This window comes from Curtobacterium sp. MCLR17_036 (assembly GCF_003234445.2).
Lineage (GTDB): Bacteria > Actinomycetota > Actinomycetes > Actinomycetales > Microbacteriaceae > Curtobacterium.
In genome coordinates, this window is record NZ_CP126269.1 from 2711223 (window position 1) to 2735651 (window position 24429).

Sequence of the window (24429 nt, forward strand, 5' to 3'; positions counted from 1 at the left end):
ACAGGAGGCGAAGGAATCGCGCCGGGGGTGCAGATTGCGGTCATCACCCCCGAACGGGGGTAATCATCGTGCATGATGTCCCGGGCGCCCACGACGGACGCCGTCCATGCCAGTGCCCCACCTCACCGAGGAGCCCGACATCGCAACCCAAACCCTGCGCCGTCCCCAGCGCACCAGCGACCACCTGACCACTGCCGACCGGAGCACGCGGTGAACCGCCGCGTCCTCATCGCCGCCGCCACCACCGGTGCGCTCGTGCTCGGTGTCCCGACCGCAGCCTCCGCCACCGCTTGGTGGGGCTGGGACGGCCACCACCACCGTCACCACGCCCCGCCGACGGCCCCGCCCACGTCCGACCCCACCGACCCGGACACGCTGACCCCGTCACCCGCTCCGTCGGAGTCGTCGGCTCCGGAACCCTCGGAGACGACGGACCCGGTGCCGACGGACCCGGTGCCGACGGAGACGCCGACGCAGGACCCGGCTCCCGCCCCGGCGGACGAGCCGACGGCGACCCCCACGCCCGAGCCCGCCCCGGTCGACGAGGCCGCCACGGCAGCGTCCCCGCCGGACTCCTCGTTCGTCGAGCAGTTCTCGGCGGGTGCGGCGCTCGGCCAGGTCGCGTCGGCGTACGCGCAGTCGTGGCAGCCGTACCCGGACGGCACCTCGGGCATCTACGCGCCGAGCCGCACGGTCACGGCGCACGACGGCGTCCTCGACGTCGCACTCGGCACCGGTGCGGGTGCTGCGGGCACCTTCGGCACGAAGACCGGCGCCTGGGACCACGTCGGCGGCTCGTTCTCCGTGCGTGCACGGGCGACCGGCGGCGACGGCAACGGGGCGGCCTTCATGCTCTGGCCGACGTCGAACCGGTGGGCCGACGGCGAGATCGACTTCCCCGAGGGCAACTTCGAGGCGAGCCCGTCCGCCTTCCAGCACTCGATGACCCCGGGCCGCGAAGCCGAGCGGGTCCAGGTGCCGAGCGGCGTCTCGTGGCGCGACTGGCACACCTACACGGTGGACTGGGACCCCGGTCGGTCGGTCACCTACAAGGTCGACGGTCAGGTGCTCCACACGGTGACGCAGGACGTCCCGACGACGCCGCACCGCTTCATGTTCCAGGTCGGCAACTGGGGCGCGTCCGGACACCTGCTCATCGACTGGGTGTCCACCACCGAGTGAGCGGTGCGGGCCCGAGGGGGCCTGCGCGACCGCGCCCCGCTGCGGTCGTTGCGCCCGATCTCACCGGGGCGCGACGACCGTGACGGGGCGCGGCCAACGATCCGGGACCCGTGTCGTCAGGCAGGATCCCGGATCGGAACGACGCCCGACGACCCGGGCAGGGCGGGGAGCGGTTCGAGGGCGGGGAGCAGTCCGTCGATCGAGCGCACCGACCGTCGGGCGTCCCGGTACCCCCAGGCACACAGCACGACGAAGACCACGAGGAACCCCCACCACAGCGGGGTGATCGTGAACGCGGCCCAGATCGAGAACCCGGCGCCGAGCACCGCCATCACCGGGACGATCGCCAGTGTGGAGCGGTACCGACGTCGCAGCAGCTCGAGTTCGGGGCGCCACACGGACGCGTCGACCCGCTCGTGCTCGGGCAGGGCGCCGGTCCGGACCGCACGCTGCACCGCGACCGTGCCCTGCGCGCCGCCGAGACGCCGCCGGCGGTTGCGGATGGCGAACCCGAAGCACACCGTCGCGATGCTCGCATAGAAGAACGCGCCGACCGCCCGCTGCAGCGGCGCGAAGCCGTCGGCCTCGACGAGCACGCCCAGGGCGAACCAGGCCGCGAAGAGCAGGGCGAAGATCAGCGGCAGCAGTGCCGGCAGCGGCAGTGCACGCATGCGGTCCATCGTTGTTCCCCAGACGTTCGAGTGACCCGTTCCCGGCCCACCGTGGCGGACCCGGCCGAGAGACCGCTGAACGCGCCGCCTAGGCTGGACCGGTGACGATCGACCGGCGGGAGACAGCAGTCGCGGCGCGGGCCGCGCTCGCCGGCGTCGTCGGACCGGACCGCCCGGCCGCGCACGGGTCGCTCGACCGGCGGTCCTCCACCGGCCCGCGCCGGGCTGCCGTCCTGATGCTCTTCGGCGTGCTCGACGACGTCCCGAGCACCCGCACGCCGAGCGACCACCCCACCGGCGCCCCGGCCGTCGGCCGCGACCTCGACGTCCTGCTCTTGGCCCGTGCGGCGACCCTCCGCTCGCACCCCGGCGAGGTCGCCTTCCCGGGCGGCCGCATCGATCCCGGGGACCGTGACGCCACCGCCGCCGCCCTGCGCGAGGCCCGTGAGGAGACCGGCATCGACACCGCCGGTGTCGAGGTGCTCGGGACGCTGCCCGCGGTGCCGCTCGAGCACTCGAACCACCTGGTCCGACCGGTGCTGGGGTGGTGGCGGGAGCCGTCACCGATCCGGGTGGTCGACGAACGCGAGTCGGCCGCGGTGTTCCGGGTCCCCGTGGCGGACCTCCTCGACCCGGCACGACGCGGCGTCACCGTCCTGCGGAACGGCGGGCGGGAGTGGCGCGGTCCCGCGTTCACCGTGGAGTCGGCGCACGGACCGCACCTGGTGTGGGGGTTCACCGCCGGACTGCTCGACGCACTGTTCGATCGGCTCGGCTGGACCGAACCGTGGGACGCCGACCGCGTGGTCCCCCTGCCGCCGACCGCCTGACCCGCGCCGAGCGCGCCCCACCGACCACCCCCAGCCGAGTCCAGAGCGCCCCGCGCCCCGCCCGACCGGAACTGGGAGAGTCCCGCGTTCCTCCGGCCGGACCCGGCGGGACCGGAGAAGAGTGCAGGGACCGGCACGACCACCACAACGAAGGAAGCACCGCGATGACCGACGTCCTGCCCACGACGGGAACGGCAGCCACCGACGAGACCTGGTGGCGCCAGGCGAGCGTCTACCAGATCTACCCGCGCTCGTTCGCCGACGCGAACGGCGACGGCATCGGCGACCTGCCGGGCATCACCGAGCGCGTGCCGTACCTGGCCTCGCTCGGCATCGAGGCCGTCTGGCTCAGCCCGTTCTACCCGTCCGCCCTCGCCGACGGCGGCTACGACGTCGACGACTACCGTGACGTCGACCCGCGGCTCGGCTCCCTCGACGACTTCGACCGCCTGGTCGAGGCGCTGCACGGCGCCGGCATCCGGGTCATCGTCGACGTGGTCCCCAACCACACGAGCGACCGACACGTGTGGTTCCGCGAGGCCCTGGCGTCGGAGAAGGGCTCGGCGGCCCGCGACCGCTACGTCTTCCGCGACGGCACCGGCCCGGACGGCCAGGAGCCGCCGGCCGACTGGGTGTCGATCTTCGGCGGCCCGGCCTGGTCCCCCGTCGGCGACGGCCAGTGGTACCTGCACAACTTCGCGAAGGAGCAGCCCGACCTGAACTGGGCGAACCGCGAGGTCCGCGACGACTTCCTGCACACGCTGCGCTTCTGGTCCGACCGCGGGGTGGACGGCTTCCGGATCGACGTCGCCCACGGGCTGGCGAAGGACCTGCCCGAGGGCGAGCTGCCGACGTGGGCCGAGGTCCTCGCCGCGCCGAAGGACGGCTCGCACATCCTCTGGGACCGCGACGACGTGCACGAGATCTACGCCGAGTGGCGGAAGGTGTTCGACGAGTACACGCCGGCCCGCACCGCGGTCGCCGAGGCCTGGGTCGCGGCCGACCGCCGCGCGCGCTACGCGAGCGCCGACGGGCTCGGCCAGGCGTTCAACTTCGACCTGCTCGAGGCCGACTTCGACGCCGGCACATTCCGGGAGATCATCGAGTTCAACCTCGGCCTCGCCGAGCAGTCGGGCTCGTCGACCACGTGGGTGTTCTCGAACCACGACGTCGTCCGCCACCCGACCCGCTACGCACTGCCGCCGCGGAACGGCTCCCCCGACAAGCAGGGCAGCGCCTGGCTGCTCGCCGGCGGGTCCCGCGACGACCTCGACCTCGCGCTCGGCCTGCGCCGCGCGCAGGCGGCGACGCTGCTCGAGCTCGCCCTGCCCGGCTCCGCGTACCTGTACCAGGGCGAGGAGCTCGGCCTGCACGAGGTCGGCGACATCCCGGACGCCGACCGCCAGGACCCCGCGTTCTTCCGGAACCCCGGCGTCGACGTCGGCCGCGACGGCTGCCGCGTCCCGATCCCGTGGACCCGCTCCGGCCCGTCGTACGGCTTCGGTCCGGGCGGCTCGCACCTGCCGCAGCCGGCCTGGTTCGCCGGGTCGAGCGTCGAGGCCGAGGACGCCGACCCGGACTCGACGCTCAACCTGTACCGGAAGGCCCTCGCCCTGCGCGGGCAGCTGCAGTCCGAGGAGCGGCTCGAGTGGCTCGAGACCGGCCGCGACGACGTGCTCGCCTTCCGTCGTCCGAACGGCTGGACGAGCGTGACGGTGTTCGGCGACGAGCCCTTCGCCCTGCCGTCGGGCGAGCTGCTGCTCGCCTCGGCTCCGGTGGCCGACGGCACGCTGGCCGGCGTCGGTACCGCCTGGTTGCGTTCCTGAGCCGGGCACGCGTCAGGCACGCGACCGGGTGACGGACGGGAGGCCCGTGGCGGCGCCGCCACGGGCCTCCCGTCCGTCCGCCGTCACCGTCCCGATCCGTCAGCCGGTCCCGGTAGGGTCGCGGCATGAGCGGGGCGAGCATCGACGTGCGGGACTTCGTGATGCGGTTCGGCGACCGCACCGTCGTCGACCGCCTGTCGTTCGACATCGCTCCCGGTGAGACGTTCGGGTTGCTCGGCAGCAACGGCTCCGGCAAGACCACCACGATCCGTGCCCTGCTCGGCATCACCGCCCCGACCGAGGGCACCCTGACGATCGACGGCGAACCGTACCGACCCGCGACCGGTGGGATCGGCTACCTGCCCGAGGAGCGCGGGCTGTACCGCAAGGAGTCCGTCATCGACGTGATGTCGTACTTCGGCCGGTTGCGGGGCCTGCGCGGCACGGACGCCACGGCCTGGAGCATGGACTACCTGGCCCGCGTCGGCCTTGCGGACCGCGCGAAGGCCCGCGTCGACAAGCTCTCCGGCGGCCAGCAGCAGAAGGTGCAGCTCGGCATCACGATCATGGACCGGCCGCGGCTGCTCATCCTCGACGAACCAACGAAGGGCCTCGACCCGGTCAACCGACGACTGCTGCTCGACCTGGTCGCCGAGCGCAAGGCCGACGGCGCCACCGTGATCCTCGTCACGCACCACATGGACGAGGTCGAACGGCTCTGCGACCGCATCCTGCTGCTCAAGGACGGCACCGCCGCCGCGTACGGCACGATCCCGGACGTGCAGGACGCCTTCGGCGGCGCCGTCGCGCGCGTCGGGGTCGACGGCACGGTCCCGCCGTCCGACCTGTACCGGCTCGCCCGGCACGAGGGGCACGTCGCCTACCTGGTGCCGACCGCGGCCGCGGCCGCCGACGGCGCGGACATCCTGGCGTCGCTCGTCGCCGCCGGTGTGCACGTCACCGCGTTCGCGATGCGCCGGATCCCCCTCGACGAGATCTTCGTGCAGGTGTACGGCCACGACGCCCTGACGGCGGAGACCGCCGGTGCGGGGGCCCGCGCGTGAGCCGTCTCGGCACCGTCGTCCGGTTCGAGTTCGTCCGGGCCGTGAAGAAGCCCGCGTTCTGGATCGGCACGCTCGCGCTGCCGGTCGTCATCGTCGTCGTCTCCCTGCTCGTCGGCATCGGCCAGGCCGCGGGGACGTCCTCGGTGGTGAGCGGGACGTCCGCCACGAAGACCCCGTTCCACTACGTCGACCACTCCGGACTGGTGTCGGAACGGATCGCCGCGCGGTGGGGCGGCTCCCCCTCGGACGACGTCGGGGCGGACCGCGACCGGGTGCGCGACGGCACGCTCGACCTGCTCATCGAGTACCCCGCGTCGCCGTCGTCGCAGCCGGTGCGCATCGACGGTGCCGACCGCGGGCTCTTCGTGAACGGCGGCTACTCGACCCTGGCCGAGCGCGTGCTCGAGCAGAGCGTCGCGACCGCCGTCGACGACCCCGAGACGGTCGACCTGCTCCGGAACCCGCCGGACACCGACCTGACGACGTACGCCGACGGCGCCGTGGCTCCCGGCTGGCTGTCGATCGTGCCGCCGCTGCTCTACGTCGCGGCGTTCTTCGGGCTCGTGATCCTGCTCGCCTCGCGCATGGTGACGGTCGTGGTCGAGGAGAAGGAGAACCGCATCTCCGAGATGATCCTCACCACCGTGACCGCCGGCGACCTCATCCGCGGCAAGGTCATCGCGATGCTGCTCGTCGGCTTCGTGCAGGTCGCGGTGTTCGTCGTGCCCGGCCTCGTCGGGACGGCCGCCCTGCTGCCGCTCGTCGCGTCGCGGCTCGGCGGGGTGGTCGTCGACCCGTGGCGGATGCTCGTCGGGGCGCTGCTGCTCGTCGGCGGCGTGCTGCTCGCGTCCGGGCTGTTCGTCGCCGTCGGCGCCGCCGTCCCGTCCATCAAGGACGCCTCGGCGCTGCAGTCGGCGGCGATCTTCGCGCTCATCATCCCGATCTACGCGGCCTTCTTCGTGATGACCACACCGTCGTCACCGGTCGCGACGTTCTTCACGTACTTCCCGACGTTCACCCCCGTCACCGCGATGGTGCGGAACGCCGTCGGTTCGCTGACGGTGGTCGAGTCGATCGTCTGCGTCGCCGAGGTCTTCGTCGTGGCGGGGCTGTTCCTGTGGTTCGCGCAGTACCTGTTCCGGCACTCGGTCGCCCAGTACGGCTCGAAGGTGACCGTGCGGCAGGTCCTGTCCTGGCGGCGGGTCAGACGCCCGCGGTGATCGCCTCGATCTCCCACGAGTGCACCTCACGCTGCCGCCAGCCCTGCCGCAGGGTGTGGACCGCCCGGTCGAACTCGACGAGGACGTCCACGTACGGGCGGACGAGCATCTGGATCTGCATGCCCTCGTAGACGGCGAGCAGCTGCGTCGCCGCCTGGTGCGCCGGGATCGCCGACTCCTCCGTCCCGCGGTCGAAGTCACCCTGCAAGCCGCAGGCGAGCTCCTCGACGTACTCCTCGAAGCGCTTCCGGAACAGGTCCGCGAACCGGGACTCCGAGCTCGCGATGGTGACGACCCCGGCGAGCAGACGCACGAGGCCCGGGTCGGCGACGTCCTCGGCCAGGGTCATCCGCACGTGGTCGATGGTGCACACGGGCGGTGCCTGCCGCCGGGTCCCCCGCAGCTGCGTCCACCGGTCGTAGGTGACGAGCAGCAGGGCGTCCCACGCGGGGAACAGCCGCTCGACGGTCTCGAGCGGGACGCACGACACCTCGGCGACCACGGCGGCGTCGACCTCGTTGAACGAGTGCAGACGGTAGGCGCGGATCGCGCCGCGGACGGTGCGCTCCGCGAGGGACTGGTCGTCCTCCGCGCGCGCGTCGTGCAGGGTCACCATCTGCTCATTCCACCGCATCGGCGGGCCGTTGTCGTGACCCCGACCGGGGGGCGTGCCCCGGCGCTGCCCCCGGACTCGCTCAGCCGACGGTGACGGGGGCGGCCGAGGGCCTGGTGCGCTGGCGCATCCAGACGAAGAAGCCGGTCAGGGTGAACACCCCGTAGAAGACGTACATCAGGCCGGAGGCGTAGTACCCCGCCGAGAACAACAGCGGCACGCCCACCAGGTCGACGGCGACCCAGATGAGCCAGAACTCGACCCAGCCCTTCGCCATGCCGTAGGTGGCGAGCAGCGACCCGACGAAGATCCAGGCGTCGCTCCACACCGGCTCGTACGACCCGAGTGCGCGGAACACGGGGGTGAGCAGCGCGGTGCCGCCGACCATGCCGACGACGAGCAGCGCCCGCGTGCGCCACGACGCCCAATGCGGGTCGATCGAGGTCGTCGCCTGCTCCGGCCGGTGCGTCCAGCGGTACCAGCCGTAGATGCTCACGATGATGAACATGACCTGGCGGCCGGCCTGGCCGAGCAGGTTGACCGGGTTCGGGGTGTCGAACAGGGCACCCATGAAGACGGTGAAGAGCAGGGCGTTGCCCACCAGTCCGACCGGCCACGCCCACACCTTGCGGCGCATGCCGCCGAGGGCGCTGAGCAGGCCGAAGACGTTGCCGATCACCTCGCGCCAGAGCACCGTCTGGTCACCGATGACGATCTGCGCGTCGAACAGCCAACGCACGATGCCCATGGGCCCTCCTCGGATTCGACCGGTCCAACGGTACGGGGGTGCTCGGCATTCCGGCCGCCGTGCGGCGCCGCGTGACGGTGCGCGGACTACGCTCGTGCACCGTGACGGACGGGGTACGGCGGACGCGGGAGCTGCTCGACGCAGCCGCCGCACGGTTGCAGGCCGCGCGGGTGCCGGACGAGGCGCTCGGCGAGTACGTGCGCCCGAAGGCGGTGCTCGGCATCCGTCGTGAACCCGTGATGCGTCCGCTCGGCCGGGTCTGGCGCGTCGGGGCCCTGCTGCTCGGCTCGTCGTCGGAGACCTCGGGCCGCGTCTGGGCGACCGGCCGGATCACCCGCGTGACCGACCCCGGCAGGTCGCAGTTCGTGTCGGTGTCCGCCGAGGTCCGCCGCGCCTACCGGGCGGCGGCGGCGAAGGGCCACTTCCGCGACGGGGACACCGTCAACCACGACGCCGTGCCGCTCCCCCTGGACGACTCGCTGCGCGGCTCCGACGGGGTGCTCTTCGTCGACGGCGACGCGCCGCTCGTCCGCTGGTCCCCCACGGCGGGCGCCGCGGTACCGCTCGAGGACTACCTGGCCGACCGGGTCGGGCTGCTCGTCGATCCGCCCCGGGGTGCGACGGACTGACCGGGCCGTGCGCCGCCCGCGGTGGTGCGCCGCCCGCCCGCACGGCGGTGCTGACAGGATCACACCATGCGCGGAACGACTGTCCTCCTCGTCATCGACCTGCAGGTCGGGGTCCTGCCCGGCTGCACCGACGCCGACGGGGTCGTCGCCCGGACCGCTGCCCTCGTCGACCGGGCCAGGGCCGAGGGCGTGCCGGTCGTCTGGGTGCAGGACCACGACGACTTCGTCGAGGGCAGCCCGGAGTGGGAGCTGCAGCCGCCGCTCCGTCGCGCCGCGGACGAACCCCTGGTGCGCAAGACCCACCGCGACGCCTTCGCCGACACCGACCTCGCCGCGGTCCTCGAGGGGCTCGGCACCCGGCACCTCGTGGTCGCCGGCGCCCAGAGCGACCACTGCATCCGCACCACGACGCAGGCCGCGGCGGCACGGGGGTTCGACGTCACGCTGGTGTCGGACGCGCACACGACCACCGACGCCGAACACGACGGGGTCGCGATCACCGGAGCGCAGGTGATCGCCCACACGAACATGTACTTCAGCGGGCTGCGCTACCCCGGCCAGCGCTTCGCGGCCGTGCCCCACGACCTCGTGGTCCTCGGGCTCGACGCGTGACCGGGTTCGTCCGGTACCAGAGCGCGGTGCCGAACCGGCACGGGCGGCACCCCGGGGTGTTCGCCCTGGCGAACGGCCTGCGCCACGACGGGATGCTCGGCGACGCCGACCGGGACTGGCTCGCGTGCGCGAACGCGCGGGCCGAGGAACACTACGCGGACCCGACCACCGTCGCACCCGACTGCTACGACCCTGTGCTGCACCCCGGAGCGCGGTCCTGGTTCCGGGACGGTGCCGCGTCCTGCCTGCAGCTGTGCGAGCCGTACCTCGCGCTCCTCGACCGGTACGGCGTCGGATGGGTCGAACTCCGGACGCGGACACCGGGACACGTCGTCCACGAGGACCCCGTCCAGGTGGTCGCCACGCCCTTCACCCACCCGGCCGACTGGCCGTTCCGGACCCGGCCGTGACCGCGCCCGTCGTCGGCGGGCCGGGCTGGGTGATCCGGGCGGACGACCTGCGCCCGGAGATCACCGACCTCGGTGCCTTCCGTCTCGGTCTGACCGGCGACCCGCTCGCGGAGCCGCTCGAGCTCCTGTGGAGCGGTGCCGCAGCGGCGGCGCTCGACCTGCTCGACGGTCACGAGCCGTCGCGCCGGGTGCGCGCGCTGCGGGCCGACTGCCTCCGCGACCTCGGCGAGACGGACGCCGCGGTCGCCGAGTACGACGCCCTGGTGTCCGAGTGCGTCGGCACCGGGCACGAGGCCGTCATGCGCCAGCACCGCGGGAAGGCCCTGCTCGCCGCCGGCCGGGCGGACCGCGCCGTCGACGACTTCCGCAGGGCGGTCGAGCTGCGGCTGGACGGCGATCCGGATCTGCTCGCGTCGGCACGGCTGGCGCTCGCGGTCGCGCTCACCCGCGAGCGGACCCCGGACTGACGCGACGCGCTCCGCGGTGCGCCGCGACGGTCGCCCAGAGCACCTGCACCAGCAGCGCGCCGACGGTGGCGACGACGACGACCACGTACGGCACGGTGGCGGGGGACGCCGCGAGTGACAGGAGCGCGAGGACGGTGACCGCCCACGCTCCCACCAGGAGCGGTCGCGCAGCAGCACGGTGACCGGCCCGCCACGCGGCGTCGCTGCGCATCACCGACGGCAGTCGGAAGCCGACCGTGTGGTTGCGGCCCCCGGTCAGGGCGACCCGTCCGAGCATGAGGAACGACCAGGCGACGCCCGCCAGGAGCACGGCGACCGCGATCGCCGCGGCGATGCCCGGAGGTGTTGCGTCCGCCACGTCCCGTCCCCTTCCCTCCGGTACCAGCATGGCGCACCGCGTGCGCCCCGTCACCTGCGCTGGTGACGGGGCGGCGCCCGTCCGGCGCGCGGGCCGCGACCGGTCGACGGACGGGAGGCGCGGGGCAGGCCCGCACCGCGCCTCCCGTCCGGACGCCGGTCACCGTGACGGCCGCCGGACGGTGGGGACGACCGGCCCACCAGGGCGACGACCGGGCCGACCGGGCGGCCCGTACGGTGGTCGGATGCGCTCGCTCGTCAGACTCGATGACTGGTCCGCCTCCGACGTCGACGAGGTGTTCGCGCTCGCGGACGCCTACCGCGCAGGTCGCGGGCCGGTGACGGACGGGTGCGCGGTGCTGTTCTTCCCCGCCACGAGCCTGCGGACCCGGGTGTCGTTCGAGCGCGGGGCGACCCTGCTCGGGCTGCAGCCGATCCTGTTCCCGGAGCAGACGCTCGACAAGCCGGAGGACCTGTCGGACGTCGCGGCGTACCTGTCGTCCTGGGCCGACCTCGTCGTGGTGCGGCACCGCGACGTCCGCGTCGCCGAGGCGCTCGCGGCGGCCGGGGTCCTGCCGGTCGTGAACGCGATGACGGACGTCAACCACCCCTGCGAGGTGCTGTCCGACCTCTTCGCGCTGCGTGCCGAGGGCGTCGATCCGCGGTCGCTGCGGTTCCTGTTCGTCGGCGCCGACGGCAACATCGGCCGGGCCTGGCGCGAGGCAGCGCAGGTCCTCGGCCTCGACCTGGTGCAGAGCTGCCCCGCGGCGCTCGCGATGGCGGGCGTCCGTCTCGACGAGGACCTCGACGCCGCGGTCCGCTCCGCCGACGTGGTGCTGACGGACGGTCCGGGGGCGCACGGCGACCAGCTGGCGCCGTACCGCGTCACCGCCGAGCTGTTGGACCGCGCGCCGGACGGGGTGCGGTTCGCGCCGTGCCCGCCGTTCATCCGCGGGCGTGAGGCGAGCGCCGGTGCGCTCGAGCATCGCGCCTTCGTCGGCCACGGCTTCAAGGCGGCGCTGCTGCCCGTGCAGCAGGCCGTGATGGCCTACTGCCTCGAACTCGCGGTGTGACCGCGAGCAGCGACGCGGGAGCGCGTGACACGCACGCGGGGTGATCACGTCGGCGCCCGGAAACCGCGGTGAAATCGGGGTACAAAGCCGTCGGCACAACAGCGGACACAAATCACCCCTGTTCTGGGTGCATGCAGGCGCATGATCCGCGGTGCCCGTGTTCGTGGGCGAGCGTACGGTCGTCATCAAGCGCGATCCGGGCCCCTTCCGTGTCACCGAACCGGGGGCTCGCCGATCCGCACCGGCACCGGTCAGCCGGCGGTCCCCCGGGACCGGAGACACCGTCACTGCAGCACGCCGACCCGAACCACAGTGCTGCCCGGAAGCGCAGTGCGCTGCGCAGGAACGGATCCCTCGTGCACAAGATCGTCACCGGCGTCATCGCCGGCACCACCGGCATCGCCCTGCTCCTGGGCGGCGCCGGCACCTTCGCCCTCTGGAACGCAGAGGCGTCGACCCAGGGCGGCACCGTGGCCTCCGGCACGCTGTCGTTGCGCGCCGTCGACGACGGTCGCTGGACCGACGTCACGAACGGACGCTCCGCCGTCATCCGCCCGGCGGACGTGCGCATGGTGCCGGGCAACACCTACCGGTTCCGGCAGACGCTGCAGGTCGAGGCGACCGGCGACGACATGGCAGCGGCCCTGACCTACCAGCCGCAGAGCATCACCGGCGACCGCGCCCTCGTCGACGCGACCGAGCGGACGCTGTCGGTCACCTCTGACAGCGGTGCTGTGACGCAGTCCGCCCCCGGCTCGAACACGTTCGACGTCTCGCCGTCCGACGCCACGACCACCGTCGAGGTCCTCTTCACCATCGAGCTGCCGGAGTCCGCCGAGACCGGCCAGGACGGCACCGTCGACGTCAGCGGCCTGACCTTCACGCTGCAGCAGCGCACGATCGGCTCCTGACGTCCGCGGCGGCCGGCTCGACCGGCGCCGGCCGCACCCACCCCACCGTCGACCGTCACACCACACGGAGGCCACGAGCATGACCGGCAGGGCCCGCCCGACCGGGCGCCACCGCGCTCCCCGGCGTCACCGCTGGGTGTGGACGACGGCGGCCGCCCTGACCGCCGGGGGGCTCGTCGCCCTGCTCGGGTCCGGCGGGACGTACGCGCTGTGGAACGCGTCGGCGAGCACGCAGGGTGCCACCATCCGGTCGGGCACGGCCGCGCTGTCGGTGAGTGCGCTCTCGACCACGCGGACACCCGCCCTCGGCCCGGGCACCAGCACGACCGGCACGTTCACCGTGCGCAACTCCGGCACGGTCCCGCTGTCCATCCGGGTCGTGACGTCGTCGACCGAGGTCACCTGGGGCGACGCCACCGACGCCGACGTGCTCGGTTCCCAGACGCTGCACCTGTCGAGCGTCGGTTCCGCGTCGTCGTGCCGACCGGGACTCGGCGGAGCCCGCGGACCGCTCGCCTCGTTCGACACCGGCAGCGGGTACTACACGCTCCCCGTCGGCGCCACCGGGACCGCCTGCATCGAGGTCGCCCTGTCGGCGGACGCCCCGCAGTCGGTGTCCGGCGCCGTCACCGACTTCACCCTGACCGTGAGCGGCACGCAGGTGGCACCGTGAGCGGCCGGCTGCGCCTGCTGCTCGCCGTCCTGGTCTGCTCCGTGCTCGTCGCGAGCGGGTCCGGCACGGCCTGGGCGCTCTGGTCGACCAGCCGCGAGACGGGGTCGAGCACGACGATGGGCACGCCGGCGACCTCACTCGCACTGGGCGGCGCGACGTCCTCGACGTTCTCCTCCCTGGCCCCCTCGGTGACCAAGGCCGTCACGCTGCGGAACCCCGGCAACATCGCGGGCACGACGACGACCACCGTGTCGTCCCCGAGCGGCACGCCCGAACCGCTCGCGTCCTGGATCGACGTGGTCGCCTGGCGTGTGCCGTCCGTCGGTGCCTGCACCGACGACGCCCCGGTCGGTTCCGGCTCAGTTTCGGGCACGTGGGCCGCGCTGCCGAGCCTGACGACACCGCTCGCGGTCGGCGCGAGCGCGGTCTGGTGCACGCGCAGCACCCCGAAGCCCGGGACGCCGGCCGAGGCGAGCGCGAACATCGTCCTCAGCGCGGTGAGCACGACGGGGACCTGGCGGTCCGACGCCTCCCGGAGCGGGTTCTACCTGAACACCGCACCCGCGATCACCTGCACGGAGCGCGACGGCACCGCCGTCGACATCACGTGGCCCACCTCGACGCGACCGGCCACCACCCCGTACGGCGCCTTCGTCCGGGGTACGCCGGTCGGGACCCCGTCGAGGACGACCCCCGGGCAGCTCACCGTCCGCGCCGACGAGCTGCCGGCCGACGGCACGCAGACCGTGGTCGTGCAGGTCCTCGACGACGCCGGACGTCCGACCACGACCGTCGCCGGCGAGGGTCCGGTCACACGGTCCACGGATGCCGCCGGGCAGACCATCCGGTGCGGCGCGTGACCGCCGTCGGTGACGTCCGTCGCGGCTCGTGGCGGCCCGTCGCACGCGCCGTCGCCGGCGGTCTCGGTGTCGGCCTGCTGCTGCTGCTCGCCGGACTCGCCGCCGTGCTCGTCGTCGTGCCGAAGGCGACCGGGTCCGTGCCGCTGACCGTCCTCACCGAGTCCATGGAACCGACCCTGCCGGCCGGGACGCTCCTGGTGGTCCGGCCGACCCCGCCCGACGACATCGCCGCGGGCGACGTCGTCACCTACCAGGCGGTCTCCGGCGAACAGGTGCTCGTCAGCCACCGCGTGGTCGCCGTCGCGCGGTCCTCCGACGGCGCGTCCACGTTCACGACGAAGGGCGACGCCAACGCCGAGGCGGACGCCCCGGTGTCGTCCGCCCAGGTGCGCGGCGTCGTCTGGTACAGCGTCCCGGCGGTCGGGTACGTGAACCAGGCCGTGAACGGCGCGCGCGGCTGGCTCGTGCCCACCGTCGCCGTGGCGCTCATCGCCTGGGGCGCGGTCCTGGTGACGAGGGGCGTCGTGGCCGCGGTCCGACGCTCGTCCGGGCAGCGCCGGCACGGACGACGACGCAGCAGCAGCACAGACAGCACCGACGGCACTGACCGGCGGCGACACGTCGGCACCGCGCGCCGTTCCGGCCCCACGCGCCGCCTGCACGGTGCCGCACTCCCCCGGCACCAGCGCGGTCGTGGCGCACGGCGGGCTGCGCCGAGCGGACGTCGCTGACGCCAGGCGGTTCCGGGGCAACAGCGTGAGCCGTCGTCACGTACGGTGCAGGCATGCGTCCCGCCGTCGTGACCGTCCTGTGCCTGGTGCAGTTCGTGGACGTCCTCGGCGTCACGAGCGTGGTGACGGCCGTGCCCGCGATCCTCGACGGGGTCGGGGCGGACGCCGGGGCAGCCGGTCCGGTCGCCACGACGTACGCGATGTTCTTCGGCGCGGTGCTCGTCCTCGGTGCCCGCCTCGGCGACCGGTACGGACACCGTCGGGTGCTGCTCGTCGGCATCGCGGCCTTCGGCGCCGTGTCCGTGGTGGGCGGGACGGCGGACAGTCTGCCGCAGGTGCTGGTCGCCCGGGCGGTGCAGGGAGCCGCCGCCGCGGTCTCGGCCCCGTCGGCCCTGCGGCTGCTCCTGCACGCGACCCCGGCACCGTCGGCGCGGTCGCGCGCACTCGCCGCGTGGAGCGCGGTCGGGGCGGCGGCGGGTGCCACCGGGTTCCTGGTCGGCGGGGTCCTCACCTCGGCGCTCGGCTGGCCCGCGGTGTTCTGGGTCAACGCGCCCGTCGCGGCGGCACTCGCCGCCGGGGTGCTCCTGGTGGTGCACGACGAACCCGGCGATCGCGACCGCGCTCCGCTCGACGTGCTCGGCGCGGTGCTGCTGGTCGCCGCGGTCATGCCCGTGGTCGCCGGGACGGCGCTGCTCGAACGGTCGGCAACCCGTGCGGCCGGCGTCGGGCTGCTCCTGGTCGGAGTGCTGGTCGCGGCGGCCCTGGTGTGGCGACTCCGCACCGCGCGGTCGCCGTTGGTGCCGCGAGCGGCCTTCGCCGCCCGTCCGCTCCGTCGCGGTACCGCCCAGTCGTTCGTGAACACCGCCACCACCAGTTCGTCGTCCGTCGTCGCGACCCTGGTGCTGCAGGACCGGCTCGGCATCCCGGCGCTGCTCTCCGGACTGACGCTCATGGCCTTCAGCCTGGCGGTGGTGCTCGGGTCGACGGTCACGGGGCGCCTGGCGGACCGCCTCGGTCCGGACCGGCTCGGAGCCGTCGGGCTGCTGGCCGTCGGAACCGGCAACGTCGTCCTGGTGGTCGCCGGCGGGTCCTGGCTCGGCATCGGGTGCGGGGTCGCCGTGCTGGGCCTCGGGCTCGCTGCGGCCTCGGTCAGCGCGACCGGGCTCGGCACCTCGGTCGGTGGCACCCTGGCGGGCAGCGCCGCCGGCATCGTCAACACCGGCGCCCAGCTCGGGACGGCCGTGGGGACGTCGGCGGTCGTCCTCGTCACGACGGCCGCGAGCCCGGCCGCCGGCTGGGGCGCCGCAGCCGTCCTCGCCCTGGCGGCGGCGGTGTGGTGCGCCGTCCGGCGACCAGCCGGTCGCGGCGCCTGACGGCGTACGCTGCGCGGTCCCGGTCGGTCCCGGTCCTGGTCCTGGTCCTGGTGCCGGTCCCGGTCCCGGTCCTGGTGCCGGTCCCGGTCGCCGACCGGCACCGGCAGGACGACCGCGGCAGGCGACCTGGTCGCACCGCGACGACGGACGGGAGGCGCGTGGCGGCGCCACCCCGGGCCTCCCGTCCGTCGATCGGTCGGGGGCAGACGCGACCGTCAGCGGTCGTCGGTAGCGTCCTGACATGCCCGAAGCGCGCCGCCGCCTGGTCCTGCCCGGCCAGTACGGTCCCCTGTTCGACGACGGCGGACCTGCGCTCGTCGTCGAGGCCCGGGAGTTCTTCGCGGCCCGACCCGTCCACCGTGCGAAGGCACACCTGTGGTTGAGCGCGCTGCGGCACCGTGTCCGGGAGCTCGGCGACCGCGCCGAGCACGTGCAGGTCGACACCCTGCGCCAGGCCCTCGCCGGGCGGAGCGGCCTGCAGGTGGTCGACCCGCCCTCGCGCACGATGCGCGCCGAGGTGCGGCACTGGGGGCACGACACCGAGATCCTGCCGAGCCGCGGCTTCGTCACCGACGAAACCGACTTCGCCGAGTGGGCGGCGCAGGGCACGGGTCGCTTCCGGATGGAGGCCCACTACGAGCGGGTCCGCCGCCGCGAAGGCTGGCTCATGGACGGCGACCGACCGGTCGGCGGGCGCTTCAGCCTGGACGACGAGAACCGCGAGCCGCCGCCGCGGGGCGCGACGACCCTCGGGCTGCCCGACCCGTGGTGGCCGGAGGAGGACGACGTCGACGAGCAGGTCCGGCTCGACCTGGACCGGTGGGAGCGGGACGGCCTCGTCCGGTTCGTCGGCCGCGACGACCGACGCCGGTTCGCGGTCACCGCGGACGAGGCCCGGCTCGCGCTCGAGGACTTCGTCGCGGTGCGGCTCGGCGACTTCGGTCCGTTCGAGGACGCCACCCTGACGAACGACTGGACGATGGCGCACTCGCTGCTCAGCGTGCCGATGAACCTCGGCGTGCTCGACCCGGTCGAGGTGGTCGGTGCGGCACTCGAGGCACACCGCACCGGGGCCGCGCCGCTCGCGAGCGTCGAGGGGTTCGTGCGGCAGGTCGCCGGTTGGCGCGACTACGTCTGGCACCTGTACTGGTGGTTCGGCGACGAGTACGGCGCCTCGGAGAACGCCCTCGGCGCACACGAGCCGCTGCCCGACTGGTGGCAGGAGCTCGACGCCTCTGCGATCGACGCGGCCTGCCTCGGCACCGCCGTGCAGGGCCTGCACGACCACGGCTGGCTGCACCACATCCAGCGCCTCATGGTGCTCGGCAACTGGGCGCTGCAACGTGGCTACGACCCGGTGCACCTGACGGAGTGGTTCACCGACGTCTTCGTCGACGGCACCGACTGGGTGATGCCGGCGAACATCATCGGCATGTCCCAGCACGCCGACGGCGGCATGGTCGCGACGAAGCCGTACGCGTCGGGCGGCCGCTACATCGACCGCATGTCCGACCACTGCGGCGGGTGCCGCTTCGACCCGACCGTGCGGGTCGGCGCGGACGCCTGCCCGTTCACCGCCGGGTACTGGGCGTTCCTGGCGCGCGCCGAGGACGCCCTGCGGGACAACCCCCGGATGGTCCGGCCGCTGCAGCAGATGCGCCGGCTGCCGGACCTCGACGCGGTGGTCGCCCAGGAGGCCCGGCGCACCCGGTCCTGACGGCTCCCGCCCGCGACGGGGCCGGGTCCTCCTGCCCGGGGCGCGTCCCGAGGTGCGTCCCGGGCTGCACACCGGGCTGCGTCCCGACAGCCACCGGTGTGCGGACGGGCACGGGTCGTGCCCCGCCTGCCGCCGGTGCGCAGACGGTCGCGGGTCGTGCCCCGCCTGCCACCGGTGCGCAGACGGGCACGGAACGTGCCCCGACTGCCACCGGTGCGCGGACGGGCACGGAACGTGTCCCGACTGCCACCGGTGCGCAGACGGCCGCGGGTCGTGCCCAGCCTGCCGCCGGTGCGCAGACGGCCGCGGGTGGTGCCGGTCAGAGCTGGCGGCGCCGGTAGAGCCGCACCGCGAGGGCCGCCGAGGCGGCGAGCAGCACGACGCCGATCCCGAGCACGGTGGCGGCGACCGCCCCGGACGGGGCCGCGAAGTCCGCCGGGCTGCCGGAGGACCCGACCAGACCGGTCTGCCCGACCAGGAAGGCGCCGACGGCGATCACCGCGATCGGGATGTAGACCATCGGCCGTCCCCGGGTGTAGCCGAGGGCGAAGAACCACGGCAGCTGCACGGCGACGGCGACGAAGACGGCGCCCGCCCCGACGAGCAGCATGGTCGCGAGGAACGGCCAGGCCACGTCCTGCTGCCGGACGGCGGCGACGGCCAGGGTCGCTGCGACCCCGACGCCGAGGGCGACGACGGCGTAGACGACCATCGAGACGTACCGGCCGAGCACGACCGCGGTGCGGCCGACCGGGGCGATGCCGTACAGGGTGTCGAGCCGACCGCGCTCGTCGGCCTGGAACGGGACGGACGCCGAGACCGCGGCGATCGCGGCTCCCATGACGATGCCGGTGCCGGGGACCGGGAAGACCACCGAGAAGACGACGATGAACCCGAGCGGCAGGAGCACGCGGAGCGGCTGCGTGAGCGCGATGGTGGTGAGGTCGAAACGGGTGAAGCGGGCCAGTGCGGTGCTCATGCTGCGAGTTCCTTCCGGGTCGGTTCGCGGTGCTCGGCGAAGTGGACGACGACGTCGTCGGTGGTCGCGCGGTCGATGACGACCTCGGGTCCGAACGCGACCGTGTCGTCGACCCGGATGAGCCCCTCCCACCGGCCGCTCGGGTCGTTCCGGAGCCCGATGGTCGCGGAGCGGGCTGCCTCCGGGAAGGCGCCGGCGCCGCGGACCACGGCGAAGCGCTCGTGCAGGTCGTCGAGCGCACCGGCGTAGGCGACCTCGCCGTGGTCGAGCACGACGACGTGGTCGGCGAGGTCGTCGAGCTCCGCCGTGATGTGGGTGGAGAAGAGCACCGTGTGCCCGGGGTCGAGCACGAACTCGCGGACGGTGTCGGCGAGGTGCCGCCGGGCCACGGGGTCGAGGCCGCTCGAGGGCTCGTCGAGCACGAGCAGGTCCGGGTGGTGCGCGAGCGCCATCGCGAGCGAGAGCTTGACGGTCTGACCGCGGGAGAGCCCGCCGACGCGGTTGCCGACGGGGACGTCGTACCGGTCGAGCAGGTCGCGGAACAGGCGCTCGTCCCACCGGCGGTACAGGAGCCCGACGCGCTTGCCGACGGACCCGACCCGCCACTCCGGCGCTGCGGTCACCTGGTCGAGCACGACGCCGATGCGGTCACAAGCGGCGGCGTCGAGCGGGTCGGCGTCACCGAACAGGGTGATCGTCCCCGCGTCGACGCCGACGAGTCCGAGCACGGACTTGACCAGGGTCGTCTTGCCGGCGCCGTTCTGGCCGACGAGGCCGGTGACGAAGCCCGTCGGGACGGTGACGTCGACGTCGCGCAGTGCGAACGTCCCCTGCTGCTTGCGGACGCCCCGGATGCTGATGGCGTCGTCGTTCAGTGCTGCTTCCATGCGTCTTCGACCTTCCGTCGGATGTCGTCGATGGTGAGGCGGGCCGCCCGGGCCGCGGACACGAGTTCCGCGGTGGCGGTGTCGAGTCGTGCCGCCAGGGCGCTGTCGGCCTCGTCGGCGTCGACCGCGCGGACGACGAAGCCGCGTCCGTGTTCGTTGCGGACGAGCCCTTCGGCCACGAGGTCGTTGTAGGCGCGGGTCACGGTGATGACGCTGACCCGCAGTTCCAGGGCGAGCTGGCGGAGCGACGGGAGCAGCGCCCCCTCGGTGAGCTCCCCCGCGTGCACGGCGTTGCGGACCTGGGTCTTGATCTGTTCGTACATCGGCACCGAACTGGTGCTCGACAGGATGATCCGCACGTTCCTCCCTGACAACTGTGTATGTACACCATTACAGTACGACCAGCCCTCGACGCCGTCAACCCCGGTAGGGTCGGGTCGTGGCCAGCAACGACGCATTCGACGACCGCTACGACCTGCGCGAGTTCGCGCCGAGCACCGACGACCAGGGGGCGCCGACCGCCGAGACGGAAGCGTGGATGCGCGCCGTCGGGCTCGGCTTCCACGAAGCGCACCCCGACGCCGAGGGCGCGGCGCGCATGGCAGCGGACTTCATCGCCGACGGGGAGACCTTCCTCGGCGTGTACGTGCGCGAACCCTTCCCCGGCTCCGTCGACGAGACCTGGCCGGCCGGCACCTTCACGTGGTTCCCCAAGGCACTGAGCTGGGGCGACGGCTCGTCGGTCGAGACGCAGGCGATCTCCGCCGTCACCGTCCGCCCGACCGAGCGACGCCGCGGCATCCTGCGCCGGATGATGACGCACGCGCTCGAGCGCGGCGCCGCCGAGGGCTACGCGGTGGCGTCCCTCACCGCGTCCGAGGGCACCATCTACCGCCGCTTCGGCTTCGGCAGTGCGATCCGCGAGCGCGCCGTGCACGTCCGCCGCGAGCGCGCCCTGCCCCTGCTCGTCCCCGCGACCGGCTCGGTCTCCGTCGTCACGCCCGAGTGGCTCGCCGACGGCCCCGGCCGCGAGCTGTTCGACCGCTTCCACGCGCGCACGCCGGGCTCGATGGTCCGCAACCGCAGCACCTGGCCGATCGTGTTCGGGCTGCGCGGGCAGGACGGCAAGCCGGTGCACGACGTCCGGGCCGCGATGCACCGGGCCGAGGGCTCCGACGAGCTCGACGGCTACGTCACCTGGCGCGTGAAGGAGGAACGCGGCGCCGACACCACGGTCGAAGTCGTCGACCTCGTCTACACGGACGACCGGGCGTACACCGCGCTGTGGGAGTTCCTGCTCTCCGTCGACCTGAACGACGTCGTCCGGTACAACCGGTCGCGCCTCGACGACCCGATCGTCGCCGCGCTCGGGGACAACCGCGCGTACGACGTCGACCACGAGGAGGACCACGTCTGGCTCCGCGTGCTCGACGTGGCGGCGGCGCTCGGGTCGCGGCCGTTCGCCGTCGACGGCTCGCTCACCCTCGGGGTCAGCGACGCGCTCGGCTTCACCACCGGCACGTACCGCCTCGACGTGACGTCGGGCACGGGATCCGTCACGCGCCTGGCCGACGACGTCGACGTGGCCGCGTCCGACGTCCGGCTCGACGTCGCCGAGCTCGGCGCGCTGCTCATCGGCTCGGTCTCCCCCGTCACGCTCGCGGCTGCCGGCCTCGTGCAGGCCGCCGACCCCGCGTCGGTCCAGCTGCTGCGCGCGATGCTCACCCCGCCGCGCACGCCGCACGGGATCACGTACTTCTGATGGACGCCGCCGGCTCGCTCGCCCGGGCCCGGCAGGCCGTCGCGGTCCTGGCGAGCCCGACGCTGCGCGCCGCGGTGGTCGGGGGCGCCGAAGTCGACGACCGGACCCGCGCCGCGATCGCGGCCTTCGACTGGTTGGGCGAGGACGGCCCGGACGGTGCCGCGCTCGGCCGGACGGCGCAGGACCTGCGCGACCTGCAGGGTCCCGCGGCGCTGCTCGAGTTCGACCGGATCGGCCGGATGCCGCTGCGGGCCGACGAGCGGCACCCGCTGTCGATCCGGATCGTCGAGCTCGTGTTCGCCCGGCTCGGACCCGCACGCGCCGTGCCGGAGCCGGTGCTGAACGCAGCGATCGCGATGGTCGCCGAGGACGTCGCACTCGTCCGCCGTGACGCCGTCGACCTCGGTGTGCTCGAGCGGACAGCCGACGGTGCGTCCTACCGGCTCGTGCCGGCCGGGTCCCGTCCGGCTCAGGAGCGTCGCTGAGGCCTCTCCCGCTCAGCCGACGGGGTCGACGTGGACAGCGTCGGCACGAGCTGCGCGCCGCGCGACCGCGGTGATGCCGAGCGCCGCGGCGAGGAAGCCGATCGCGAGCACCGCCCACCCCGGCGTCCCGAGGTCGATCGCCGTGACCGTGACGACCGTCGGGGCGACCATCGCCCCGAGCGCGTAGCCCGTGCCGTAGACGCCCTGGTACGCACCGACGCGGTCGGCGGGCGCGAGCTCGAAGCTCAGCGCCCACCCGGCGGCGCTCGACGTGATCTCGGCCAGCGAGTGCACGACCGCCGCGAGCACGAGGACACCCGCTGCGATCGCGACCGGCAGCCAGTCGTCGCCGTGCACCCACCCGGCCGCCGCCCAGAGCAGACAGGCGAGCGCCATCAGCCAACCGGCGTGACGCATCACACGACCGGCCCCGGCGACGCTGTCCGTCCCACGGCTCATCCGGACCTGCAGGAGCACGACCGCGACGGTGTTCACGAGCAGCAGCGGCGACACGAGCACGTCCGGTGCGACGGTGTGCTGGACGACCCAGAGCGGGACGGCGACCTCGAACAGGCCGAACTGGATGCCGAACACCCCGGTCAGGGCGGTGACGACCAGGAAGCGCACGTCCCGGTAGGGGCTGCGTCCGTCGAGCGGCTGCACCACGATCGTGCCCGTGTCGGTACGGCCAGCGGGTGCCGCGTCCGTCCGGGACGCGGGCAGGCCGAGCACCAGGAACGCCGACGTGACGAAGAGCACGCCCGCGGCGACCATCGTCACCCGGTACGCCTCACCCGTGCCGATCGCCAACGGGATCGCCGCCACCGCCGTGCCGACGCCGATGCCGATGTTCGTCACGGTGCGCATCGTCGCGCGCACCCGGACGCGCTCCGCACCCGGGAAGGCCCGGCCGACCGCCGCCGACCGGACCGAGCTGCCGCCCTGCTGTGCGAACAGGGCGATCGAGGCGGTGAGCACCAGGGTCGGCAGGTCGTGCACGAGGACGTAGCCGACGAGTGCGACGCCCTGCACGAGGTGCAGCCACACGAGCATCCGCCGCGAGCTGAACCGGTCGGCCAGGTGCCCGAAGACGAGCGAGGCGGCCACCCCGACCGCTCCGGCGACCGTCAGTCCGAGGCCGACCGCGACCGGCGCGATCCCCACGACGGTCGTCAGGTAGAGCGTTGTGAGGGTGAAGAAGGCGCCGCGGCCGAGGGTGTCGACGAGCGTCACGATGAGCAGCCGTCGCAGGGTGGCGTCCTGCCGGACCAGGGTGCGGATCGGGACGAGTGGTTCGGTGGCGCTGCTCACGGTCCAGTTCTCCCAGCACCCGTCGACCCGCGACAACCGATGTAGCGTGGGGCTTCATGATCCGGTACCGCCTGGAACCCGCCGACGTCTCGGCGATCCGGTTCGGCATCTCGCCGTTGTCCGAGCTCGGGCTCGGGCTCCGTGCCTTCCGTGCGCCGGACCGGTACCCGCTGCAACGTCCGTGGCTCGACCGGATCGCCGCCGTGCGGCCCCTGCTCGACCACGAGGTCCTGCTCGGCCTGGTCGACGACCGGCGCTGGGTCGCGGACTTCGTCAACCCTCGTCCGGCGTCGGCCCTGACCTCGATCGACGACGAGCTCGCGGCGCTCGGCCGGATCACCCGCGGGCGCCTGCACGCCGACCTGGAACGCGTGCACGGGACGGTGCCGGCGGTGTTCACCGGTCGGCACGATGCCGTGGTCGGCCGCCTGCAGCAGGCGCTCGCGACGACGTGGGAGCTCTGCTTCGCCCCGTACTGGCCGCGCATGCGCGCCGTCATGCAGTCCGACATCACGCACCGGGCCCGGACCGCCGCACACGCCGGCATCGGGGCGGTGCTCGGCGGGTTGTCCGACGCCGTCCGGTACGACGGCCGGCTGCTCGACGTCCGCCTGAGCAGTCCGATCGCGCGGGACCGACCGGTCGCCGGCGAGGGGCTCACGCTCGTGCCGTCGGTCTTCGTCGTCCGGGCGTCGGTGCCGATCGACGACGACCAGCCCCCGACCGTGATGTACCCGGCACGGGGACAGGGCGCGATGTGGTCGACGTCCCCGCACCCGGACGCCGGCGCCGTCCGCGACCTGCTCGGTGCGACCCGGGCGGCGCTGCTCGACGCCCTGGGCGAACCGGCGTCGTCGACCGACCTCGCGGTGCGCTTCGGGGTGTCGACCTCGGCCGTCAACCAGCACCTGCGCGTGATGGAACGGGGTGGCCTGCTCAACCGGACGCGCTACGGGCGCGCGGTGCTGTACTACCGGAGCACGGTCGGCGACGCGATGAGCGCCCGAGAGTGAGACCGACGCGGGTGTCCTGCGCCGC

26 protein-coding genes and 2 pseudogenes are annotated in these 24429 nt (G+C 73.8%); 19 read left to right on the forward strand and 9 right to left on the reverse strand.

What is annotated here, in order from left to right:
* Positions 1-210 precede the first annotated feature (210 nt).
* On the forward strand, positions 211-1182 hold the full coding sequence (locus DEI99_RS12725) for a family 16 glycosylhydrolase (RefSeq protein ID WP_258369343.1): 972 nt from the start codon (positions 211-213) through the stop codon (positions 1180-1182).
* 116 nt (positions 1183-1298) lie between these two features.
* Here DEI99_RS12725 and DEI99_RS12730 read toward each other — a convergent pair whose 3' ends face one another.
* Positions 1299-1853, reverse strand: a complete 555-nt coding sequence (locus DEI99_RS12730) for a hypothetical protein (RefSeq protein WP_146247096.1) — start codon at positions 1851-1853, stop codon at positions 1299-1301.
* Between the two features lie 101 nt (positions 1854-1954).
* On the opposite strand from DEI99_RS12730, the gene DEI99_RS12735 reads away from it, so the two are divergent.
* From DEI99_RS12735 to DEI99_RS12750, 4 genes and pseudogenes are all read left to right on the forward strand, one after another.
* Complete coding sequence (locus tag DEI99_RS12735) at positions 1955-2683, forward strand: NUDIX hydrolase (RefSeq protein ID WP_258369341.1); 729 nt, start codon at positions 1955-1957, stop codon at positions 2681-2683.
* 164 nt (positions 2684-2847) lie between these two features.
* Positions 2848-4509, forward strand: coding sequence for a glycoside hydrolase family 13 protein (locus DEI99_RS12740; RefSeq protein ID WP_111041513.1), 1662 nt, complete (start codon positions 2848-2850; stop codon positions 4507-4509).
* Between the two features lie 125 nt (positions 4510-4634).
* Positions 4635-5573 carry an ABC transporter ATP-binding protein gene (locus DEI99_RS12745; RefSeq protein ID WP_111041512.1) on the forward strand — a complete coding sequence of 313 codons (939 nt, stop codon included), beginning with the start codon at positions 4635-4637 and terminating at the stop codon, positions 5571-5573.
* 41 nt (positions 5574-5614) lie between these two features.
* Positions 5615-6682: pseudogene (locus DEI99_RS12750) on the forward strand (ABC transporter permease); the annotation flags it as partial.
* On the opposite strand, the pseudogene DEI99_RS17260 reads toward DEI99_RS12750, so the two are convergent.
* The 3 genes and pseudogenes from DEI99_RS17260 to pnuC form a co-directional block, all read right to left on the reverse strand.
* Positions 6634-6810: pseudogene (locus DEI99_RS17260) on the reverse strand (hypothetical protein); the annotation flags it as partial. The pseudogenes DEI99_RS12750 and DEI99_RS17260 sit on opposite strands and share 49 nt — an antisense overlap.
* The gene (locus DEI99_RS12755; protein WP_111041511.1) at positions 6777-7409 is read right to left on the reverse strand and encodes a hypothetical protein; all 633 of its coding nucleotides are present in this window, start codon (positions 7407-7409) and stop codon (positions 6777-6779) included. The gene DEI99_RS12755 and the pseudogene DEI99_RS17260, both read right to left, overlap by 34 nt.
* Positions 7410-7488: 79 nt before the next feature.
* On the reverse strand, positions 7489-8154 hold the full coding sequence (pnuC, locus tag DEI99_RS12760; protein ID WP_111041510.1) for a nicotinamide riboside transporter PnuC: 666 nt from the start codon (positions 8152-8154) through the stop codon (positions 7489-7491).
* A gap of 101 nt (positions 8155-8255) precedes the next feature.
* On the opposite strand from pnuC, the gene DEI99_RS12765 reads away from it, so the two are divergent.
* From DEI99_RS12765 to DEI99_RS12780, 4 genes are all read left to right on the forward strand, one after another.
* Positions 8256-8783 carry a hypothetical protein gene (locus DEI99_RS12765; protein WP_146247095.1) on the forward strand — a complete coding sequence of 176 codons (528 nt, stop codon included), beginning with the start codon at positions 8256-8258 and terminating at the stop codon, positions 8781-8783.
* 66 nt (positions 8784-8849) lie between these two features.
* Complete coding sequence (locus tag DEI99_RS12770) at positions 8850-9395, forward strand: cysteine hydrolase family protein (RefSeq protein ID WP_111041508.1); 546 nt, start codon at positions 8850-8852, stop codon at positions 9393-9395.
* A complete protein-coding gene (locus DEI99_RS12775; protein WP_111041507.1) occupies positions 9392-9805 on the forward strand; it encodes a hypothetical protein in 414 nt (137 codons plus the stop codon). Before DEI99_RS12770 ends, DEI99_RS12775 begins: the two co-directional genes overlap by 4 nt.
* Positions 9802-10272: a tetratricopeptide repeat protein gene (locus DEI99_RS12780; RefSeq protein ID WP_111041506.1), complete on the forward strand. Its 471-nt coding sequence runs from the start codon at positions 9802-9804 to the stop codon at positions 10270-10272. The genes DEI99_RS12775 and DEI99_RS12780 overlap by 4 nt, the downstream gene beginning before the upstream one ends.
* Here DEI99_RS12780 and DEI99_RS12785 read toward each other — a convergent pair.
* A complete protein-coding gene (locus DEI99_RS12785; protein WP_181434414.1) occupies positions 10247-10630 on the reverse strand; it encodes an SdpI family protein in 384 nt (127 codons plus the stop codon). The two genes, DEI99_RS12780 and DEI99_RS12785, sit on opposite strands and share 26 nt — an antisense overlap.
* A gap of 244 nt (positions 10631-10874) precedes the next feature.
* On the opposite strand from DEI99_RS12785, the gene DEI99_RS12790 reads away from it, so the two are divergent.
* The 7 genes from DEI99_RS12790 to DEI99_RS12820 all read left to right on the forward strand — a co-directional run bounded on the left by DEI99_RS12790 (position 10875) and on the right by DEI99_RS12820 (position 17967).
* Positions 10875-11702, forward strand: a complete 828-nt coding sequence (locus DEI99_RS12790) for an ornithine carbamoyltransferase (protein ID WP_111041504.1) — start codon at positions 10875-10877, stop codon at positions 11700-11702.
* 356 nt (positions 11703-12058) lie between these two features.
* A complete protein-coding gene (locus DEI99_RS12795; RefSeq protein ID WP_111041503.1) occupies positions 12059-12613 on the forward strand; it encodes an alternate-type signal peptide domain-containing protein in 555 nt (184 codons plus the stop codon).
* Positions 12614-12692: 79 nt separating this feature from the next.
* Entirely contained in the window at positions 12693-13286 is a 594-nt protein-coding gene (locus tag DEI99_RS12800) for a TasA family protein (RefSeq protein ID WP_111041502.1), read from the forward strand.
* A complete protein-coding gene (locus tag DEI99_RS12805; protein WP_111041501.1) occupies positions 13283-14146 on the forward strand; it encodes a hypothetical protein in 864 nt (287 codons plus the stop codon). The genes DEI99_RS12800 and DEI99_RS12805 overlap by 4 nt, the downstream gene beginning before the upstream one ends.
* A complete protein-coding gene (locus DEI99_RS12810; RefSeq protein ID WP_111041523.1) occupies positions 14143-14877 on the forward strand; it encodes a signal peptidase I in 735 nt (244 codons plus the stop codon). The genes DEI99_RS12805 and DEI99_RS12810 overlap by 4 nt, the downstream gene beginning before the upstream one ends.
* A gap of 53 nt (positions 14878-14930) precedes the next feature.
* On the forward strand, positions 14931-16250 hold the full coding sequence (locus tag DEI99_RS12815) for an MFS transporter (protein WP_111041500.1): 1320 nt from the start codon (positions 14931-14933) through the stop codon (positions 16248-16250).
* 241 nt (positions 16251-16491) lie between these two features.
* The gene (locus DEI99_RS12820; protein WP_111041499.1) at positions 16492-17967 is read left to right on the forward strand and encodes a cryptochrome/photolyase family protein; all 1476 of its coding nucleotides are present in this window, start codon (positions 16492-16494) and stop codon (positions 17965-17967) included.
* 319 nt (positions 17968-18286) lie between these two features.
* On the opposite strand, the gene DEI99_RS12825 is transcribed toward DEI99_RS12820, so the two are convergent.
* From DEI99_RS12825 to DEI99_RS12835, 3 genes are read right to left on the reverse strand one after another with little or no spacing between them, the layout of a single operon-like run.
* The gene (locus DEI99_RS12825) at positions 18287-18946 is read right to left on the reverse strand and encodes an ABC-2 transporter permease (RefSeq protein ID WP_111041498.1); all 660 of its coding nucleotides are present in this window, start codon (positions 18944-18946) and stop codon (positions 18287-18289) included.
* A complete protein-coding gene (locus tag DEI99_RS12830) occupies positions 18943-19833 on the reverse strand; it encodes an ABC transporter ATP-binding protein (RefSeq protein ID WP_111041497.1) in 891 nt (296 codons plus the stop codon). Before DEI99_RS12830 ends, DEI99_RS12825 begins: the two co-directional genes overlap by 4 nt.
* Entirely contained in the window at positions 19818-20192 is a 375-nt protein-coding gene (locus DEI99_RS12835) for a GntR family transcriptional regulator (RefSeq protein WP_111041496.1), read from the reverse strand. Before DEI99_RS12835 ends, DEI99_RS12830 begins: the two co-directional genes overlap by 16 nt.
* Before the next feature lie 80 nt (positions 20193-20272).
* Here DEI99_RS12835 and DEI99_RS12840 point away from each other — a divergent pair, with 80 nt between their 5' ends.
* Together DEI99_RS12840 and DEI99_RS12845 are read left to right on the forward strand one after the other, a co-directional pair.
* Positions 20273-21595, forward strand: a complete 1323-nt coding sequence (locus tag DEI99_RS12840; protein ID WP_111041495.1) for a GNAT family N-acetyltransferase — start codon at positions 20273-20275, stop codon at positions 21593-21595.
* The gene (locus DEI99_RS12845; protein ID WP_111041494.1) at positions 21595-22080 is read left to right on the forward strand and encodes a DUF2087 domain-containing protein; all 486 of its coding nucleotides are present in this window, start codon (positions 21595-21597) and stop codon (positions 22078-22080) included. Before DEI99_RS12840 ends, DEI99_RS12845 begins: the two co-directional genes overlap by 1 nt.
* 12 nt (positions 22081-22092) lie before the next feature.
* Here DEI99_RS12845 and DEI99_RS12850 read toward each other — a convergent pair whose 3' ends face one another.
* Positions 22093-23391 carry an MFS transporter gene (locus DEI99_RS12850; RefSeq protein ID WP_181434413.1) on the reverse strand — a complete coding sequence of 433 codons (1299 nt, stop codon included), beginning with the start codon at positions 23389-23391 and terminating at the stop codon, positions 22093-22095.
* 56 nt (positions 23392-23447) lie between these two features.
* On the opposite strand from DEI99_RS12850, the gene DEI99_RS12855 reads away from it, so the two are divergent.
* Positions 23448-24404 (forward strand): ArsR/SmtB family transcription factor, encoded by a 957-nt coding sequence (locus tag DEI99_RS12855; protein WP_111041492.1) that lies wholly within the window; start codon positions 23448-23450, stop codon positions 24402-24404.
* Positions 24405-24429: the final 25 nt, after the last annotated feature.

What these genes read in the sequence shown, in the direction of transcription:
- DEI99_RS12730 (WP_146247096.1), bottom strand. Translation starts at nt 1,853, where the DNA reads ATGCGTGCACTGCCGCTGCCGGCACTGCTGCCGCTGATCTTCGCCCTG.
- DEI99_RS12740 (WP_111041513.1), top strand. Translation starts at nt 2,848, where the DNA reads ATGACCGACGTCCTGCCCACGACGGGAACGGCAGCCACCGACGAGACC.
- DEI99_RS12745 (WP_111041512.1), top strand. Translation starts at nt 4,635, where the DNA reads ATGAGCGGGGCGAGCATCGACGTGCGGGACTTCGTGATGCGGTTCGGC.
- DEI99_RS12755 (WP_111041511.1), bottom strand. Translation starts at nt 7,409, where the DNA reads ATGGTGACCCTGCACGACGCGCGCGCGGAGGACGACCAGTCCCTCGCG.
- pnuC (WP_111041510.1), bottom strand. Translation starts at nt 8,154, where the DNA reads ATGGGCATCGTGCGTTGGCTGTTCGACGCGCAGATCGTCATCGGTGAC.
- DEI99_RS12770 (WP_111041508.1), top strand. Translation starts at nt 8,850, where the DNA reads ATGCGCGGAACGACTGTCCTCCTCGTCATCGACCTGCAGGTCGGGGTC.
- DEI99_RS12790 (WP_111041504.1), top strand. Translation starts at nt 10,875, where the DNA reads ATGCGCTCGCTCGTCAGACTCGATGACTGGTCCGCCTCCGACGTCGAC.
- DEI99_RS12800 (WP_111041502.1), top strand. Translation starts at nt 12,693, where the DNA reads ATGACCGGCAGGGCCCGCCCGACCGGGCGCCACCGCGCTCCCCGGCGT.
- DEI99_RS12815 (WP_111041500.1), top strand. Translation starts at nt 14,931, where the DNA reads ATGCGTCCCGCCGTCGTGACCGTCCTGTGCCTGGTGCAGTTCGTGGAC.
- DEI99_RS12820 (WP_111041499.1), top strand. Translation starts at nt 16,492, where the DNA reads ATGCCCGAAGCGCGCCGCCGCCTGGTCCTGCCCGGCCAGTACGGTCCC.
- DEI99_RS12825 (WP_111041498.1), bottom strand. Translation starts at nt 18,946, where the DNA reads ATGAGCACCGCACTGGCCCGCTTCACCCGTTTCGACCTCACCACCATC.
- DEI99_RS12830 (WP_111041497.1), bottom strand. Translation starts at nt 19,833, where the DNA reads ATGGAAGCAGCACTGAACGACGACGCCATCAGCATCCGGGGCGTCCGC.
- DEI99_RS12845 (WP_111041494.1), top strand. Translation starts at nt 21,595, where the DNA reads ATGGACGCCGCCGGCTCGCTCGCCCGGGCCCGGCAGGCCGTCGCGGTC.
- DEI99_RS12855 (WP_111041492.1), top strand. Translation starts at nt 23,448, where the DNA reads ATGATCCGGTACCGCCTGGAACCCGCCGACGTCTCGGCGATCCGGTTC.